14 protein-coding genes and 4 tRNA genes are annotated in these 16,342 nt (G+C 69.5%); 8 read left to right on the top strand and 10 right to left on the bottom strand.

Annotated elements, in window-relative coordinates; translation table 11 throughout:
- Positions 1-78: 78 nt before the first annotated feature.
- Together IG84_RS0101960 and IG84_RS41990 are read left to right on the top strand one after the other, a co-directional pair.
- Positions 79-153: transfer RNA gene (locus IG84_RS0101960), tRNA-Asp, on the top strand.
- Between the two features lie 231 nt (positions 154-384).
- Entirely contained in the window at positions 385-726 is a 342-nt protein-coding gene (locus IG84_RS41990) for a DUF6274 family protein (RefSeq protein ID WP_078648543.1), read from the top strand.
- Between the two features lie 520 nt (positions 727-1,246).
- On the opposite strand, the gene bldC is transcribed toward IG84_RS41990, so the two are convergent.
- Both bldC and IG84_RS0101950 read right to left on the bottom strand, forming a co-directional pair.
- The gene (gene bldC / locus IG84_RS0101955; RefSeq protein ID WP_003949541.1) at positions 1,247-1,453 is read right to left on the bottom strand and encodes a developmental transcriptional regulator BldC; all 207 of its coding nucleotides are present in this window, start codon (positions 1,451-1,453) and stop codon (positions 1,247-1,249) included.
- A 626-nt stretch (positions 1,454-2,079) separates the two neighbouring features.
- Positions 2,080-2,916: a DUF8083 family protein gene (locus IG84_RS0101950; RefSeq protein WP_031050490.1), complete on the bottom strand. Its 837-nt coding sequence runs from the start codon at positions 2,914-2,916 to the stop codon at positions 2,080-2,082.
- Positions 2,917-3,190: 274 nt separating this feature from the next.
- Here IG84_RS0101950 and IG84_RS0101945 point away from each other — a divergent pair, with 274 nt between their 5' ends.
- Positions 3,191-4,363, top strand: a complete 1,173-nt coding sequence (locus IG84_RS0101945; protein WP_245659186.1) for a Leu/Phe/Val dehydrogenase — start codon at positions 3,191-3,193, stop codon at positions 4,361-4,363.
- Positions 4,364-4,686: 323 nt separating this feature from the next.
- Positions 4,687-4,944 carry a DUF3073 domain-containing protein gene (locus IG84_RS0101940; protein WP_031050486.1) on the top strand — a complete coding sequence of 86 codons (258 nt, stop codon included), beginning with the start codon at positions 4,687-4,689 and terminating at the stop codon, positions 4,942-4,944.
- 99 nt (positions 4,945-5,043) lie between these two features.
- Here the strand turns inward: IG84_RS0101940 and purM are convergent, their stop codons facing one another.
- From purM to purS, 6 genes are all read right to left on the bottom strand, one after another.
- The gene (purM, locus tag IG84_RS0101935) at positions 5,044-6,138 is read right to left on the bottom strand and encodes a phosphoribosylformylglycinamidine cyclo-ligase (protein WP_031050479.1); all 1,095 of its coding nucleotides are present in this window, start codon (positions 6,136-6,138) and stop codon (positions 5,044-5,046) included.
- Between the two features lie 33 nt (positions 6,139-6,171).
- Positions 6,172-7,728: an amidophosphoribosyltransferase gene (purF, locus tag IG84_RS0101930; protein WP_031050476.1), complete on the bottom strand. Its 1,557-nt coding sequence runs from the start codon at positions 7,726-7,728 to the stop codon at positions 6,172-6,174.
- Between the two features lie 353 nt (positions 7,729-8,081).
- On the bottom strand, positions 8,082-8,873 hold the full coding sequence (locus IG84_RS0101920) for a maleylpyruvate isomerase family mycothiol-dependent enzyme (protein WP_031050473.1): 792 nt from the start codon (positions 8,871-8,873) through the stop codon (positions 8,082-8,084).
- 80 nt (positions 8,874-8,953) lie between these two features.
- Positions 8,954-11,203, bottom strand: a complete 2,250-nt coding sequence (gene purL, locus IG84_RS0101915; RefSeq protein WP_031050470.1) for a phosphoribosylformylglycinamidine synthase subunit PurL — start codon at positions 11,201-11,203, stop codon at positions 8,954-8,956.
- Entirely contained in the window at positions 11,200-11,880 is a 681-nt protein-coding gene (gene purQ, locus IG84_RS0101910; protein ID WP_031050467.1) for a phosphoribosylformylglycinamidine synthase subunit PurQ, read from the bottom strand. Before purQ ends, purL begins: the two co-directional genes overlap by 4 nt.
- Positions 11,877-12,122: a phosphoribosylformylglycinamidine synthase subunit PurS gene (gene purS, locus IG84_RS0101905; protein ID WP_030259003.1), complete on the bottom strand. Its 246-nt coding sequence runs from the start codon at positions 12,120-12,122 to the stop codon at positions 11,877-11,879. Before purS ends, purQ begins: the two co-directional genes overlap by 4 nt.
- Before the next feature lie 331 nt (positions 12,123-12,453).
- On the opposite strand from purS, the gene IG84_RS0101900 reads away from it, so the two are divergent.
- From IG84_RS0101900 to IG84_RS0101885, 4 genes are all read left to right on the top strand, one after another.
- Positions 12,454-12,774, top strand: a complete 321-nt coding sequence (locus IG84_RS0101900) for a histone-like nucleoid-structuring protein Lsr2 (RefSeq protein ID WP_030259007.1) — start codon at positions 12,454-12,456, stop codon at positions 12,772-12,774.
- Between the two features lie 118 nt (positions 12,775-12,892).
- Positions 12,893-12,964, top strand: a tRNA-Gly gene (locus tag IG84_RS0101895).
- A gap of 75 nt (positions 12,965-13,039) precedes the next feature.
- Positions 13,040-13,112 (top strand) — tRNA-Gly (locus IG84_RS0101890).
- A 219-nt stretch (positions 13,113-13,331) separates the two neighbouring features.
- Positions 13,332-13,407, top strand: a tRNA-Gly gene (locus tag IG84_RS0101885).
- A 56-nt stretch (positions 13,408-13,463) separates the two neighbouring features.
- Here the strand turns inward: IG84_RS0101885 and IG84_RS0101880 are convergent.
- Both IG84_RS0101880 and IG84_RS0101875 read right to left on the bottom strand, forming a co-directional pair.
- Entirely contained in the window at positions 13,464-14,378 is a 915-nt protein-coding gene (locus IG84_RS0101880) for a phosphoribosylaminoimidazolesuccinocarboxamide synthase (RefSeq protein ID WP_031050464.1), read from the bottom strand.
- A 196-nt stretch (positions 14,379-14,574) separates the two neighbouring features.
- Positions 14,575-16,053 (bottom strand): N,N-dimethylformamidase beta subunit family domain-containing protein, encoded by a 1,479-nt coding sequence (locus IG84_RS0101875; RefSeq protein ID WP_031050460.1) that lies wholly within the window; start codon positions 16,051-16,053, stop codon positions 14,575-14,577.
- Positions 16,054-16,342 lie beyond the last annotated feature (289 nt).

Raw genomic sequence — 16,342 nt, 5'->3', positions numbered from 1 at the left:
GCAGCGAGTTCGACCGCACCCCCTGACCTGCTGTAGAGTCTTGCTTCGCAGCCACCGCGCAAGCGGAGGAAGCAGCAAGGTCCTGTGGAGCAGTTTGGAGTGCTCGCCACCCTGTCAAGGTGGAGGCCGCGGGTTCAAATCCCGTCAGGACCGCAGCAGGAAAGGCCCGCATCCGATCAGGATGCGGGCCCTTTCGTCGTACTCGGCTCATGCCCGACATGTACTCGGCTCGCACCCGGCGCTCGTACCCGGTGGCCGGTTTCCGGCCCCCACCCCGGCCGCCGGTTCCGGCCCCACCCCGCCGCGGACGCCCGTCCCGACTCCTTGACTGCGCCCCCCGCCGCCGGTACTCACAAAGCACCGACGGGTTCGGAGGTGCGGGCGATGGCGGCAACGGGGAGACACGAGACCGGCGCACTGCTCCGTGCGCATCTGTCCGCCGCCGCGGGCTTCCGGCACGCGACCGGGCTCTGCCCGGTGTGCCGGCGGCTCCTGCGGCTGGCGCTCGAGCACACTCCGGACGGCCCGGCGACCAAGATCGTCTCTGCGGGGGCGCCAGCGGCCGCTGCACGCGCCGGCCGCTCTTCGGCGCCCGGGGCCGCCTCCGCGGCCCGCACACGGCGCGTGACGGCCTCCTCATGTCCCCCGGCGGCGCGGCCGGCCCCCCGCGTCGTCATTTCCGCCCCCTCGATCTTCAGCGAGGACGAAAGTCCGCTCCCGAGGTGACCAATGACGCCCCCCTCATCGCCCGTGCGGTGAGAGGCTGTTGAGGAGCGGGATGACCGCTGTGCACTACCGCAGCGGGCGGCGAGGGGACAACCGCTGACCACTGTGACGGGTGTCACCGCACGAGTTTTGGGATCAGGGGAACTTACGCCCTGCCTACAGGCAGTCAATTTAATATGTGCAATTGCACCGCTCATCCGGAGACACCACGGCCGTACCGCTGCGTGCGGGGCCGCAGCTCCGGGACCCCCGCGGGCGGTGACCATGAGCGACACTCCGGCCTGCATACGGAGCGTCAGCGACACGCCCGGCCGGCGGGGGCGGGCGAGCGGCCCAAGGGCACATCAGCGCACAAAAAAGATCGCGCTGGACCCGGCGGAGTCCAGCGCGATCGATGACGTACCCATGTGGCGCGGGTGCGGCACCTGTTGGGGCAGGCGCCTCGTCATATGGAGCTTTGTGGTGCTCTATGGGCATGTCACGGGTTGGGGGACCCGAAAATGCCCGGTCATGCGTGTTTTCAGGCCTCGCTGCGCTGCTGCGGGATGCCCGCCAGCAGTGCGCGGACCTCAGCCTCGCGGTAGCGCCGATGTCCACCGAGAGTCCGGATGGACGTGAGCTTGCCTGCCTTGGCCCAACGGGTCACCGTCTTGGGGTCGACACGGAACATCGTGGCAACCTCGGCAGGGGTCAGCAGCGGCTCGGCGTCAGGGGTGCGAGCGGTCATGAGCGGCCTCCTCGGGAGAACCGAACCATCACGGTTCTTTCCTCTAAATTCTGCACCTTGACCCGCGTTGCCCGAAATGGCGGACGCGGGCCGAGTCGGTTATAGGACGAACGGCTTGTCCTCGGCACTACAACTACACCATCTGTCCAGCCGCGTCGGCCAAACCGATGGAATTGCCCTCTCAGGTGTTCAACCTCGGCGGAAGCCGATGGACCGTGCCATAGCGGACAGTCACGCCACTGTGACGATCAGTCACAACGTGACCAGCCGTCACCAGTCCCACCAAGGAGTGCAATACCGATCTATCCGCCCTTAGTTGGACGGAAGGAGCCCCAGTCAGGCTCCTTGTCCTATTTTGGCACGAGGGTGGTAGTTGGTGGCAAGGCCCGAAGTCAGTGCTTTAGGTCACTGTTGTGCGAAAAGACCGGATCGGGACCTACGTCCCCTACCTCCGAACCACCGCACCGCGATCACACAGCACCGCACAGAAAACCCTCAACCACCGCACAGGGATCACCTGCAGCCCACCACCCGTAGGCACGCGCCGGTACGCCCGCCGGGGGCGCACAACGGAGGCGCGCGTCATCACGACACGTGCCTCCGAAAATGATCACCCAAGCCCGCGGTCAGCTCGCGTACTGCCGCTCCCGGACCGCACGCCAGCGGTCCGACAGCTTCTCGTACGCCGCGCCGGCGCGCTCCCCGTCCCCCTCGCGCAGCGCCGCGAGCCCCTCCGCCACTTCCGCGGCGGAACGGTCCTCGGCGAGCTGCCCCTCGGGGACGGCGTGCACCAGCCCCCCGTAGTCCAGCTCGACGAGGGCGCGCGGGTGGAATTCCTCCAGCCAGCGCCCCACATCTACCAGGCCGTCGATCAGGGGCCCCTCTTCGAGCGCGTCCTTGAGGGTGCGCAGGCCGCGCGCGACCCGGCGTCTGGCCTCCACCATCGGCGTGCGGTAACGCAGCACGAGCCCTTGGTCACTCTTCGTGTACTCACGCTCCGCGTCGTCGAAGAGCACGAACCAGCGCACCGGTACGTGCCACGTCGCCGTCCGGATCCAAGGGCGCGCGTCAGGGTTCAGATCCAGCCACCGCTCGTAGTCGGCGGCGGCCTGCCGGCGCACGACCGGGGGCAGGGCGGCATCCAGTACCGGCGCCGGGAGCCGCTCGGGCAGCTCCTCCAGCGCCTGCCAGCCCCGCAGCCGCGTCCGCCAGGGGCACACGCACGTCACGCCGTCCACGACGGCGATGAACGCGTCGGCGCTCTCGTGCACGGGGACCGCGACGGGCGGGATCGCCAGCAGATCGGCCAGCGAGCGCCGCAGCTCGTCCTGGGCGGTGGGCGTGGCGTCCCGCTTGGCGTACCGCGCCCAGTGGGAGCGCTCCGGCTCGGGGAACGCTGCCAGCGGTTCGTAGACCCGTAGATACGCCGCATACGGGACCATCACCGACGACGCCAAGGCCACGCCCGCTCCATTCTTCTGTCGGTCCCTCTCCGGAGGGCCGCAAGGGAAGTCCGCCGCAGAGGAGTCTGCCAAGGGGGAGCACATTGCCGGGAGTTGCCCTCGACGAGCGGCCCGGCATGCGCAAATCGTCCCATGCCCGTCCCCCACTAGGGGGTGATCCTCCGCACTGTGCCGATCAACGGGCGTCGAAGGTCATACGCTTCCCCCGACCGGCCCTCCCCCCGCTTCCCCTGCCACAAGCGGGGGGAACGACCCGAGGGCGTCCACCGCGACTATGGGAGTCACCACAGTGACCGACGTACGTCCTTCCTCCGAGCACTCCGTGCCGGGGATTCCGCAGTCCGCCCAGCACTTCGTGCAGGGGGCACCCCCGGCCGACGGCGGTGTCCTGCACACCCTTTTCCGGTCCGATCAGGGCGGCCATGAGCAGGTCGTGCTCTGCCAGGACCGCGCCAGCGGTCTCAAGGCCGTGATCGCGATCCACAGCACCGCGCTCGGCCCGGCCCTGGGCGGTACCCGCTTCCACGCGTACGCCTCCGAGGAGGCGGCCGTGCTGGACGCGCTGAACCTCTCCCGCGGCATGTCGTACAAGAACGCGCTCGCGGGCCTGGACCACGGCGGCGGCAAGGCCGTGATCATCGGCGATCCCGATGTGATCAAGACCGAAGAGCTGCTGCTCGCCTACGGACGCTGCGTGGCCTCTCTCGGTGGCCGTTACGTCACGGCCTGTGACGTCGGCACGTACGTCGCGGACATGGACGTCGTCGCCCGGACGAACCGCTGGACCACCGGCCGATCGCCCGAGAACGGCGGCGCCGGCGACTCCTCCGTCCTCACCGCGTACGGCGTCTTCCAGGGCATGCGTGCGGCCGCGCAGCACCAGTGGGGCGACCCCAGCCTGCGCGGCAGGAAGGTGGGCATCGCGGGCGTCGGCAAGGTCGGCCGCCACCTCGTCGAGCACCTGCTCGAAGACGGGGCAGAGGTGGTCATCACGGACGTACGGGCCGAATCGGTGGAGCGAATTCTGGCCACCCACCCACAGGTCCGCGCGGCCGTCGACACCGAGGCGCTCATCCGCACCGAGGGCCTGGACGTGTACGCGCCGTGCGCGCTGGGCGGCGCGCTCAACGATGACTCCGTACCGGTCCTGACCGCGAAGGTGGTGTGCGGCGCGGCCAACAACCAGCTCGCCCACCCGGGCGTGGAGAAGGATCTCGCCGACCGCGGAATCCTTTACGCGCCCGACTACGTGGTCAATGCGGGTGGTGTCATCCAGGTGGCGGACGAGCTGCACGGATTTGATTTCGACCGGTGCAAGGCCAAGGCCGGAAAGATCTTCGACACGACGCTTTCAATATTCGCGAATGCGAAGGCGGATGGCATTCCGCCGGCCGCGGCGGCGGACCGGCTCGCCGAACTGCGGATGGCGGAGGCACGCTCCGCGTGACCGCCGCCACGCTCCCCGGCCGCCGACGGTGACCGTGGGGTTCCTACAGTGACACGCTCGGTGGGCAGTGAAGGAGACTTCCCTCACCACCCACCGGCGGGTCGCCGGACGTGACACGTTAAAATCGCAGTTGACCAGCGGGTACGGGGCGTCCCGCGAGTCATGCCGGGCGGCCGGTGGTGCGGGCGACGTACCGTATGGCCGCGGAAGCAGGTACCGTTAAAGCCCTACGGGCCGGACTCTCCGTCGAGAGTCCGCTCTGAATCATGAACGCGTGTCAAGACTCTGGGGCCGTCGAGCCCCGTCGTTGAGGGGGTCGAGCCATGGGGCGCGGCCGGGCCAAGGCCAAGCAGACGAAGGTCGCCCGCCAGCTGAAGTACAACAGCGGTGGGACTGATCTCTCACGCCTGGCCGAAGAGCTGGGTGCATCGCCGCAACAGCCGGCACAGCAGCCGCCGAACGGTGAGCCGTTCGAGGATGACGAGGACGACGACCCGTACGCACGGTACGCCGACCTGTACAACAACGATGACGATGAGGAGGACGAGGGCGACTCGTCCGACCAGCGTCGTCGCGCCTGACGCCGCCGCGCGCTCAAGGCAACAGCAGCATCACGGACCCGGTCCGGGGCATCGCCCGGACCGGGTTCTGTGCTGCCCTGCTGCCGTGCGGGGCCTGCGTCAGCCGGCGTAGTCACCGGTCAGGGCCACGGCCTCGGCCTGGTCGCCGCGCTCGACGATCTCGCCGCTGACCCAGGCGTCCATGCCGCGGTCCGCGAGAGTGGCCAGCGCCGCGTCCACCGAATCCTGGGGCACGACGGCCATCATGCCGACGCCCATGTTCAGGGTCTTCTCCAGCTCCAGACGCTCGACCGAGCCGGCCGTGCCGACCAGGTCGAAGACCGCGCCGGGGGTCCAGGTGGAGCGGTCGATGGTGGCGTGCAGCCCGTCCGGGATCACGCGCGCGAGGTTGGCCGCGAGGCCGCCGCCGGTGATGTGCGAGAAGGCGTGCACGTCGGTGGTGCGGGTGAGCGCCAGACAGTCCAGCGAGTAGATCTTGGTGGGCTCCAGCAGCTCCTCGCCCAGGGTGCGGCCGAACTCGGCGACCTCCTGGTCCAGGGCCATGCCGGCGCGGTCGAAGAGCACGTGGCGAACGAGCGAGTACCCGTTCGAGTGAAGACCGGAGGACTCCATGGCGATCACCACGTCACCCTTACGGATACGATCCGCGCCCAGCACGCGGTCGGCCTCGACCACGCCCGTACCGGCCCCGGCGACGTCGAAGTCGTCCTCGCCCAGCAGGCCCGGGTGCTCGGCGGTCTCGCCGCCGACCAGCGCGCAGCCGGCCAGCACACAGCCCTCGGCGATGCCCTTCACGATCGACGCCACCCGCTCGGGGTAGACCTTGCCGACGCAGATGTAGTCGGTCATGAAGAGCGGCTCGGCGCCGCAGACGACCAGGTCGTCGACGACCATGCCGACCAGGTCGTGGCCGATCGTGTCGTACACGCCCATCTTGCGGGCGATGTCGACCTTGGTGCCCACGCCGTCGGTCGCGGAGGCGAGCAGCGGGCGCTCGTACCGCTTGAGCGCGGAGGCGTCGAAGAGGCCGGCGAAGCCGCCGAGGCCGCCGACGACCTCGGGGCGGGTGGCCTTCTTGACCCACTTCTTCATGAGGTCGACGGCGCGGTCGCCCGCTTCGATGTCGACGCCCGCGCTCGCGTAGCTGGCACCGGTGCCCGCGTGCGGCGCACGCTGAGGAGATTCAGCAGACATGGCTGAGAGCTTTCGTGTCGTCTTGCAGGGGTTCTACGGGCGACGCAGCGCGTCGGCGCCGCCGACCCCGGCGGTGAGCGTCTGCACACCGTCCACGTCGGACGACGTCCGGCCCTCGGTCTCCGACTCCAGCAGGTGCTTGCCGAGCAGCTCCGGGTCGGGCAGATCCATCGGGTACTCGCCGTCGAAGCAGGCGCGGCACAGGTTCGGCTTGGCGATCGTGGTCGCCTCGACCATGGCGTCGATGGAGATGTACGAGAGCGAATCGGCACCCAGGGACTTGCCGATCTCCTCGACCGAGAGACCGTTGGCGATCAGCTCGGCGCGGGTGGCGAAGTCGATGCCGAAGAAGCACGGCCACTTGATCGGCGGGGAGGAGATCCGGACGTGGACCTCGGCGGCGCCGGCCTCGCGGAGCATCCGTACCAGCGCGCGCTGGGTGTTGCCGCGGACGATCGAGTCGTCGACGACCACCAGGCGCTTGCCGCGGATGACTTCCTTGAGCGGATTGAGCTTCAGGCGGATACCGAGCTGGCGGATCGTCTGCGAGGGCTGGATGAAGGTCCGGCCGACGTAGGAGTTCTTGACCAGGCCGGTGCCGAACGGGATACCGCTGGCCTCGGCGTAGCCCACCGCTGCCGGCGTGCCGGACTCCGGCGTCGCTATGACCAGATCGGCGTCGGCGGGCGCCTCGGCGGCCAGCTTGCGGCCCATCTCCACACGGGAGAGGTACACGTTCCGGCCCGCGATGTCCGTGTCGGGACGGGCGAGGTAGACGTACTCGAAGACGCAGCCCTTGGGGCGGGCCTCGGCGAAGCGGGTCGCGCGCAGGCCGTCCTCGTCGATGGCGACCATCTCACCGGGCTCGATCTCCCGGATGAAGCTGGCGCCGCAGATGTCCAGCGCCGCGGTCTCGGAGGCGACCACCCAGCCGCGCTCCAGGCGGCCGAGGACCAGCGGGCGGATGCCCTGCGGGTCACGGGCGGCGTACAGGGTGTGCTCGTCCATGAAGCACAGCGAGAAGGCGCCCTTGACCTTCGGGAGGACGCGCGGCGCGGCCTCCTCGACGGTCAGCGGCTTGCCGTCCTCGTCGACCTGGCCGGCCAGCAGCGCCGTCACCAGGTCGGTGTCGTTGGTGGCCGCGACCTGCGTCGCCCGGCCGCCCTCACGGGGCAGCTCGGCGACCAGCTCGGCCAGCTCGGCGGTGTTCACCAGATTGCCGTTGTGACCCAGCGCGATCGAGCCGTGCGCGGTGGCACGGAAGGTCGGCTGGGCGTTCTCCCACACGGACGCACCGGTGGTGGAGTAGCGGGCATGGCCCACGGCGATGTGGCCCTGGAGAGAGCCCAGGGAGGTCTCGTCGAAGACCTGGGAAACGAGCCCCATGTCCTTGAAGACCAGGATCTGTGAGCCGTTGCTCACTGCGATGCCCGCAGACTCCTGCCCGCGGTGCTGCAGCGCGTACAGCCCGAAATAAGTGAGTTTGGCGACCTCTTCTCCCGGGGCCCAGACACCAAAGACGCCGCAGGCGTCCTGGGGACCCTTCTCACCAGGGAGCAGGTCGTGGTTGAGTCGTCCGTCACCACGCACATCAATGAGTCTAGGGCAGGTACGGGATTCATCCGAACCGGGGATGGCCGGGAACCTGGCCGATGTGCTTGACGTGAACACACGGCCAGCGCTCGAATTCGAGACCGCGCAGACCCCATAGCTCCTGGTGCGGCGCGGTCATGTCGGGCTCGGCGGCGCACGCCGCGGCGGCCGGGACGATCACCGCCTGCTTATCCGCAGCTCACATCGGGTGAGAAGCGTCACTTCTGCGCCATTGGCGGACCGGGCGCGCGACCGGTCCCCCTTTGGGGGGGCTTTGGGCGTCGAATCCGTGGCTCGTACGCCACGCGTTTCCCTTCAGCAAATGCGGACCGCCGGCAAACGTCGGACTCTCAGGAGAGTACCGGCAGGTACTCCCCGAGATCGGCCCGTTCGCCACTTGCCATGACCCCCGCGTCCTCCAGCGCCGCCGCCCACCGCGTACGGCCGGTGGCCAGCCGCAGCCAGGTCAGCGGGTCGGTCTCCACGACATTCGGCGGGGTGCCGCGGGTGTGCCGCGGCCCCGCCACGCACTGCACGACGGCGAAGGGCGGCACGCGTACCTCCACGGAGCCGCCCGGTGCCTTCTCCGCCAGCGCGTCGGCGAGCAGCCGGGTCGCGGCGGCCAGCGCCTGCCGGTCGAACGGGATCTCCGTACCGGTCGCCGCGGCCAGGTCGTCGGTGTGCACGACCAGCTCGACGCAGCGGGTCACCAGGACCTCGTCCAGCCGCATCGCGCCGGTCCTGAGCGGCAGCAGCCGGTCGTCGGCGGCGCCGGACACCAGGGTGGTGTACCGCTCGTGGGCCCGGTCCAGCAGCGCGACCGGGTCCTGCGCGGCCGCCGTCTCCCGCACATACTCGTCGATCTTGTCGGCGTGCGGCGCCGTGGTGAACGCCCACTCGGCGAGCGTCCTCTCCTGCCGCGCCGGCGCGGGCCGCTCCAGGTTGTCCGCGACGTGCTCCAGCGCCATGGAGAGGTGCACGACGAGTTCCCGTACGGTCCACTCCCCCAGCCGCGTCGGCCGCGCGAACTCCTCGGGGCCAAAGGCCCCTACGGCCTCACGTACGTGGGCGAACTGGGCGGTCACCGCGGCCCGGGTCCTGGCGGGGTCGTACTTACGGGGACGCTTCTTGGCCGGTGGCATGAGCGCGAGCCTAATGGCAACGGGCGGTGTCCCCCACCGGATTTCTCCGGCGGGGACACCGCCCGTGACGCGGGAAACGATCAGCCGAAGATGCCCGGGATCGTCTCCTCGTGCGCCGTGCGCAGCTCGCTCAGCGGGATGCTGAACTGCCCCTGGACGTCCAGGACATCACCGTCGACGACGCCGATGCGGGTCACCGGGAGGCCACGCGCACCGCACATGTCGGTGAAGCGGAGCTCCTCGCTGCGCGGCACCGAGACGACCGCGCGGCCCGCGGACTCGGAGAACAGCGTGACGAAGGGGTCCTGGCCGTCGGGGATGACGACCCGGGCGCCCTTGCCGCCCTTGAGGCAGGACTCCACCAGCGCCTGGACCAGTCCGCCGTCGGACAGGTCGTGCGCCGCGTCGATCATGCCGTCGCGGGAGGCGGAGATCAGGATCTCGGCGAGCAGCCGCTCGCGCTCCAGGTCCACCTGCGGCGGCAGGCCGCCCAGGTGGTCGTGGACGACCTGCGCCCAGGCCGAGCCGCTGAGCTCCTCGCGGGTGTCGCCGAGCAGGTAGAGGAGCTGGCCCTCTTCCGCGAAGGCGATCGGCGTGCGGCGGGCCACGTCGTCGATCACGCCGAGGACGGCGACGACCGGCGTCGGGTGGATGGCGGCCTCGCCCGTCTGGTTGTACAGCGAGACGTTGCCGCCGGTGACCGGCGTACCGAGCTGCTGGCAGCCGTCCGCGAGACCGCGGATGGCCTCGGCGAACTGCCACATGACGGCCGGGTCCTCGGGCGAACCGAAGTTCAGGCAGTCCGAGACGGCGAGCGGCTTGGCGCCGGTGGCCGCCACGTTCCGGTACGACTCGGCGAGTGCGAGCTGCGCACCGTGGTACGGGTCCAGCTTCGCGAAGCGGCCGTTGCCGTCAGTGGCGAGCGCCACGCCCAGCCCGGTCTCGGGGTCGATGCGGATCATCCCGGAGTCCTCCGGGCTCGCCAGCACCGTGTTGCCCTGCACGAAGTGGTCGTACTGGGAGGTGATCCAGGACTTGGACGCCTGGTTCGGCGAGGAGACCAGCTTGAGGACCTGCTCGCGCAGCTCGTCGCCGTTGGCCGGACGGGCCAGCTTGGCGGCGTCGTCGGCCTGCAGGGTGTCCTGCCACTCGGGACGGGCGTACGGACGCTCGTACACCGGGCCCTCGTGGGCCACCGTGCGCGGGTCGACGTCGACGATCTTCTCGCCGTGCCAGAAGATCTCCAGCCGGTCGCCGTCGGTGACCTCACCGATGACGGTGGCCGTGACGTCCCACTTCTCGCAGATCTCCAGGAAGCGGTCGACCTTCTCCGGCTCGACGACCGCGCACATGCGCTCCTGCGACTCGCTCATGAGGATTTCCTCGGGCGAGAGCGTGGAGTCGCGCAGCGGTACGTCGTCGAGCTCGACGCGCATACCGCCGGAGCCGTTCGAGGCCAGCTCGCTGGTGGCGCAGGAGATGCCGGCGGCACCCAGGTCCTGGATGCCGACGACCAGCTTCTCGGCGAACGCCTCCAGGGTGCACTCGATGAGCAGCTTCTCCTGGAAGGGGTCGCCGACCTGGACGGCGGGGCGCTTCGACGGCTTGCTGTCGTCGAAGGTCTCCGAGGCCAGGATCGACGCGCCGCCGATGCCGTCGCCGCCCGTCCGGGCCCCGTACATGATGACCTTGTTGCCGGCGCCCGACGCCTTGGCGAGGTGGATGTCCTCGTGCCGCATGACGCCGATGGCGCCGGCGTTGACCAGCGGGTTGCCCTGGTAACAGGCGTCGAAGACGACCTCGCCGCCGATGTTGGGCAGGCCCAGGCAGTTGCCGTAGCCGCCGATGCCTGCGACGACGCCCGGGAGGACGCGCTTGGTGTCGGGGTGGTCGGCCGCGCCCATGCGCAGCGGGTCGACCACGGCGACCGGGCGGGCGCCCATCGCGATGATGTCGCGGACGATGCCGCCGACACCGGTCGCGGCGCCCTGGTACGGCTCGACGTACGAGGGGTGGTTGTGCGACTCGACCTTGAAGGTGACCGCGTAACCGTTGCCCACGTCGACGACGCCGGCGTTCTCGCCGATGCCGACGAGCAGCGCGTCGGTCTCCGGGGCCTTCTCGCCGAACTGGCGGAGGTGGACCTTGCTGCTCTTGTAGGAGCAGTGCTCGGACCACATGACGGAGTACATCGCGAGCTCGGCGCCGGTGGGACGGCGGCCGAGGATCTCGCGGACCCGCTCGTACTCCTCCTTCTTCAGGCCCAGTTCGGCCCAGGGCTGGTCGACGTCGGGCGTCCCGGCGGCGTGCTTGACCGTGTCCAGCGTCATGCGTTGACCAACTTCTTCAGGATCGAGGTGAAGAATCCGAGGCCGTCGGTACGGCCCGTACCGATCAGCGGCTCGACGGCGTGCTCGGGGTGCGGCATGAGGCCGACGACATTGCCGGCCGCATTGGTGATGCCGGCGATGTCCCGCAGCGAGCCATTGGGGTTGACGTCCAGGTACCGGAAGGCGACGCGACCCTCGGCCTCCAGCTCGTCGAGGGTGCGCTCATCGGCGACGTAACGGCCGTCGATGTTCTTCAGCGGCACGTTGATCTCCTGGCCGGCGGTGTAGTCCGCCGTCCACGCCGTGCCGGCGTTCTCCACCCGCAGCTTCTGATCGCGGCAGATGAAGTGGAGATGGTTGTTCCGCAGCATCGCACCGGGCAGGAGGTGCGTCTCCGTGAGGACCTGGAAACCGTTGCAGATACCGAGGACCGGCATGCCCGCCTTGGCCTGCTCGATCACGGTGTCCATGACCGGCGAGAAGCGGGAGATGGCACCGGCGCGCAGGTAGTCGCCGTAGGAGAAGCCGCCGGGCAGCACCACGGCGTCGACCTGCTTGAGGTCCTTGTCCTTGTGCCACAGCGGCACGGCCTCGGCCCCGGCGAGCCGGACGGCGCGCTGGGTGTCGCGGTCGTCCAGCGTGCCGGGGAAGGTGATGACTCCGATGCGAGCGGTCATGAGTCGACCCGCACGACGAAGTCTTCGATGACGGTGTTGGCGAGGAAGGTCTCGGCCATCTCACGGATGCGGGCGAGGGCGGGCTCGTCGACCGGGCCCTCCACCTCAAGTTCGAAACGCTTGCCCTGACGTACGTCGGAGATGCCCTCGAAGCCCAGACGCGGCAGTGCACGCTGCACCGCCTGTCCCTGCGGGTCGAGGATCTCGGGCTTGAGCATGACGTCGACTACGACGCGTGCCACTGGCACTCCCGGTTTGTGTGGTGCGGCTGGGTTTATCCGGGGACACCCCGGACCCCGACTCGGTTCCTTCACAGTACCTTGCTCAAAAATCTACGCGCATAGATCTGTACTCGGCCGATCACGTTCAGGTATCGGCGGTTGTGAACACCCGGGAAAAATCCTCGAAAAGATCGGCAGTCCTGATTGCGCGATGACACGCTGAGGAAATTAACTGGGCTTCACAATGCATTGCTCATCGCTGTACAAATGAAAAAGCATTGATCCCAGACATCCGGATCTGTGGCATCTCCCCATGTCAGCACGGAGATGCCGCGCGAAAGGACCGATATCCGTGGCGCAGCGCGTAGTAGTCACGCTCTCCGATGACATCGACGGCGGAGAAGCCGCAGAGACGGTCGCCTTCGGATTGGACGGGAAGACGTACGAGATCGACGTCAATCCCGCCAATGCGAAGAAACTGCGCGAGGTGCTCGCTCCGTACGTCGAGGCCGGCCGCAAGCGCGCGAGGTCGGGCAAGGCATACCGGCACACCCCGGTCGCGGCAGACCCCGCCGCCGTACGGGCCTGGGCCCGCTCGCACCACATGGACGTGCCCCCGCGGGGCCGCATCCCGAAGAAGGTCTACGAGGCGTTCGAGGCCGCCAACAGCTGAGCCCGCTGCCGGCCGGCAGCCCCTGCCGGCAGCGGACTTGCGCTGTACCCCCCTTGATCAGCTAAAGTCTGGAGCACGCCGAGGGGCGAGGCCGAGAGGCCGGGCCCCGAGGAGTCACGCGGGTGTAGCTCAGTAGTAGAGCGCCCCCTTTCCAAGGGGGAGGCGCAGTGTGCGATCCCTGTCACCCGCTCTGACAGTCTCGACCGGTCCTCCGGATCAGGTAGAGTAGCTGTCGCGCCGCTCGGTGAAAGCCGGACGGATGCATGCGGACGTAGCTCAGTTGGTAGAGCGCAACCTTGCCAAGGTTGAGGTCGCGAGTTCGAGCCTCGTCGTCCGCTCAGAGAAAGAAGGCCCCGGTCATCGCGACCGGGGCCTTCTGCTTTTTCCGTGTGTGATCTTCCCGGCCCAGCTCCCGGTCCAGGAAGGCATCGGGAACGTACGGGGAAATTGATCTGTGTCCGTGACCACATTCCGCCCCCGTCGTCCGCCGGACGGCACGAGCACCCCTCACGGTTGGCTATAGTGGTTCCCGCACCGCGCGCTTCGGCGCCGGACAGGCGGACGTAGCTCAGTTGGTAGAGCGCAACCTTGCCAAGGTTGAGGTCGCGAGTTCGAGCCTCGTCGTCCGCTCCATAGAGAAAGGCCCCGGTCATCACGACCGGGGCCTTTCTCGTGTGCGGGCTTACCGCTCAGGACCACTTGTGGCCGGTGAGCCGCTCGTACGCCTCGATGTACTTCGCGCGGGTCTGCTCCACGATCTCCGCCGGCAGCGGGGGCGGCGGCTGCTCGCTCGTGCGGTCCCAGCCGGAGGCCGGCGAGGTCAGCCAGTCCCGGACGAACTGCTTGTCGAAGGACGGCTGGGCGCGGCCCGGCTGCCACTGGTCGGCAGGCCAGAAGCGCGAGGAGTCCGGCGTCAGCACCTCGTCGGCGAGGGTCAGCGTCCGCGTGCCGTCCTCGTCCGTCGCGTAGCCGAACTCGAACTTGGTGTCCGCCAGGATGATCCCGCGCTCGCGGGCGATGTCCCGGGCACGGCTGTACACCGCGAGGGTCGCCTGGCGCAGCTGCGCCGCGGTCTCCGCGCCGGTCTGGCGGGCGACCTCTTCGTACGAGACGTTCTCGTCGTGCTCGCCGACCTCGGCCTTGGTGGCCGGGGTGAAGATCGGTGCGGGCAGCTCGGAGCCGTCCTCCAGGCCCTCGGGGAGCGCGAGGCCGCAGACCGTACGGGTCTCCTCGTACTCCTTCAGGCCCGAGCCGGTGAGGTAGCCGCGGGCCACGCACTCGACCGGGACCATCTGGAGGGACTTGCAGACCAGGGTGCGGCCCGCCCAGTCGGCGGGGGCGCCGGCCGGGACCTCCGTGGAGAGCACGTGGTTGGGCGCCAGGTCGGCGAGCTGGTCGAACCACCACAGCGAGAGCTGGGTGAGGACCCGGCCCTTGTCGGGGATCTCGGTGGGCAGCACCCAGTCGTACGCGGAAGTGCGGTCGCTGGCGACCATGATCAGGTCGCCGTCGGTGTTCTCGTAGAGGTCGCGCACCTTGCCGGTGTGGAGATGGACCAGGCCCGGCACCTCCACGGGTTCGGGCTTTTCAACGAATCCGGACACGCTGCCTCCGCGTAGGTTGATCCAGGAGTCGTTCCGATTCTCGCGCATGCGGGCGCCCGGCAGCGCTTCAGGGTGGGCCGACGCGGCGCACGGCAGGCGCCGCACGCCCTCCGCCGCCTCCGTCCCCCGTCTCAGCGGTGGCGTCTCAGCGGCGGGCGCGGGCATGCGGCGTACGGTGCGCGGCGCGCCCCGGAGCTCAGTCGCGTTTGCAGATGCGGTCGAGAAGATTGGCGGTGGCCCGCTGGATTCTCTCGTCGATATGGCCCGGCCGGTCCAGCGCGGGCGACCAGGCGAAGGTGCCGGAGGCGAAGACCAGGGCGCCGCTGGGAGCCCGGTACAGGGACGTCTCCTGGTGCCGCCGGACGCCGTCCCCGTCGCGGTACGGGGAGTGGGCCAGCAGCACCCGGCTGACGTGCTCGGGCAGGCTCGTGCGCGGGAAGTACCGGTCGGCCTCCCCGGCGACCAGCCCGGCCAGCTCGTCCCCTTCGTGCGCGCCGGTGGCCTCCCACAGCCAGTGATCGCCGTTGCGGACGACCAGCGGCGCGGGCTCGGGCACCCGGCCCGCGTACTGGATGCCCATGAGCTGCTGCTCTGGGTGGCCCAGCTCGCGCCAGAGCGCCGGGCGTCCGGGCCCCTGGCGCTTGCGGCAGGTCAGCAGGGAGTCCGGCCCCGAGGGAGACGGGGACAGCTCGACCTGCCAGTACATGGTGTTGGCGGAGAGGAAGACCAGGGACGTGCCGGTGTCGCGGGCACGCTCGGCCGCCCGGCGCATGGGGACCGACCAGTACTCGTCGTGCCCGGGGAAGACCAGGCCGCGGTAGCGCGTCGGGTCGACCCGCCCCGCGTGCAGGTCGCGCGCGTCGGCGTAGGCGAGGTCGTAGCCGTACCGTTCCGCCCAGCGGATGAAGTCGTACGCGTGGCCGACGTGCAGGGGCAGGCCCGCGCCCGCGAACGGGCGGTCGAAGGAGAGCGTGACGGCCGCGTCCGCCTCGCCCAGCAGCGCGCCCTCCTCGTCCCACGCGTGGTACAGGCTGGCGCCCGTCCGGCCGTCCTCGGGGTAGAGGTTGTACGCCTGCCAAGTGACGTCCGGGAGCAGCAGGAGCAGGTCGGCGGGGCGGTCGTCGCGGACGGTGAAGGGGACGTGGCTGCGGTAGCCGTCCTGGGTGGTCAGCACGGCGACGTACGCGCCGACGTTCCAGTACGCGGGGATCTGCAGCCGCCAGGAGAGCCACCAGTGGTGGCAGGAGACCGTGCGGTCGGCGGTGAGCGGGGGCGGCTGGACGATGCCGGAGAGCCGGGGGCTGGTGGTGATCTTGGATGCGCCGGCCGCCGCGTAATGGCCGATGCGGTAGACGTCGATGCTGAACGGCTGCGGCGGGTCGACGGTGATCCGGAAGTCGATGGCCTCGCCGGGGGCCACCGCGCCGGTCGCGGCGAAGCCCTTGATCTGGCGGTGCACGTCATCGGCGGTGCGGGGGCCCGTGCAGGAGCGGGGCAGCGGGACGGTCGCCTCACCTTGGGCGAGGACCGGATCGACGTACCAGGGGACGACCCTGCCGGAGTCGAAGTAGTTCTCGCTGCCGCGCAGCCAAGGAAGCGGACCCTGGCCGAACGGGTCCGTCACGGCATGCGCGAGCGCCCCGGACTCCCAGCGCCGGATCTGCTGTGTGCCCACGCTCCCACTCCCCTCCCTCGCCCCACCGGTCGGTACACCGTCGGGCCCCTGCTGTGCTGCCGACTTGTTGTGTTCTTGTCCTTTTGGTCCGCGAGTTCGTTCGTACGAGAAGCGGCGAGTACCCCCAGCACATCACATTACGCACTTGGACCGTCACCCTTCGTCGTGAATTTACGAGCGGAAACGACCGAAAGGTGAACTGGGGCAGAACATCCAGCCGGAGTCACCGGACGGATTGGGCGTCCGATGCGGCGGAGACGAGCAGGGCGTGAGCTGCGCACATCGTGAC

Origin of the sequence: Streptomyces ochraceiscleroticus, assembly GCF_000720485.1 — a bacterium.
Lineage (GTDB): Bacteria > Actinomycetota > Actinomycetes > Streptomycetales > Streptomycetaceae > Streptomyces > Streptomyces ochraceiscleroticus.
Note: the sequence above shows the minus strand (reverse complement) of the source record. Positions and strands in the feature narration are given on the sequence as shown.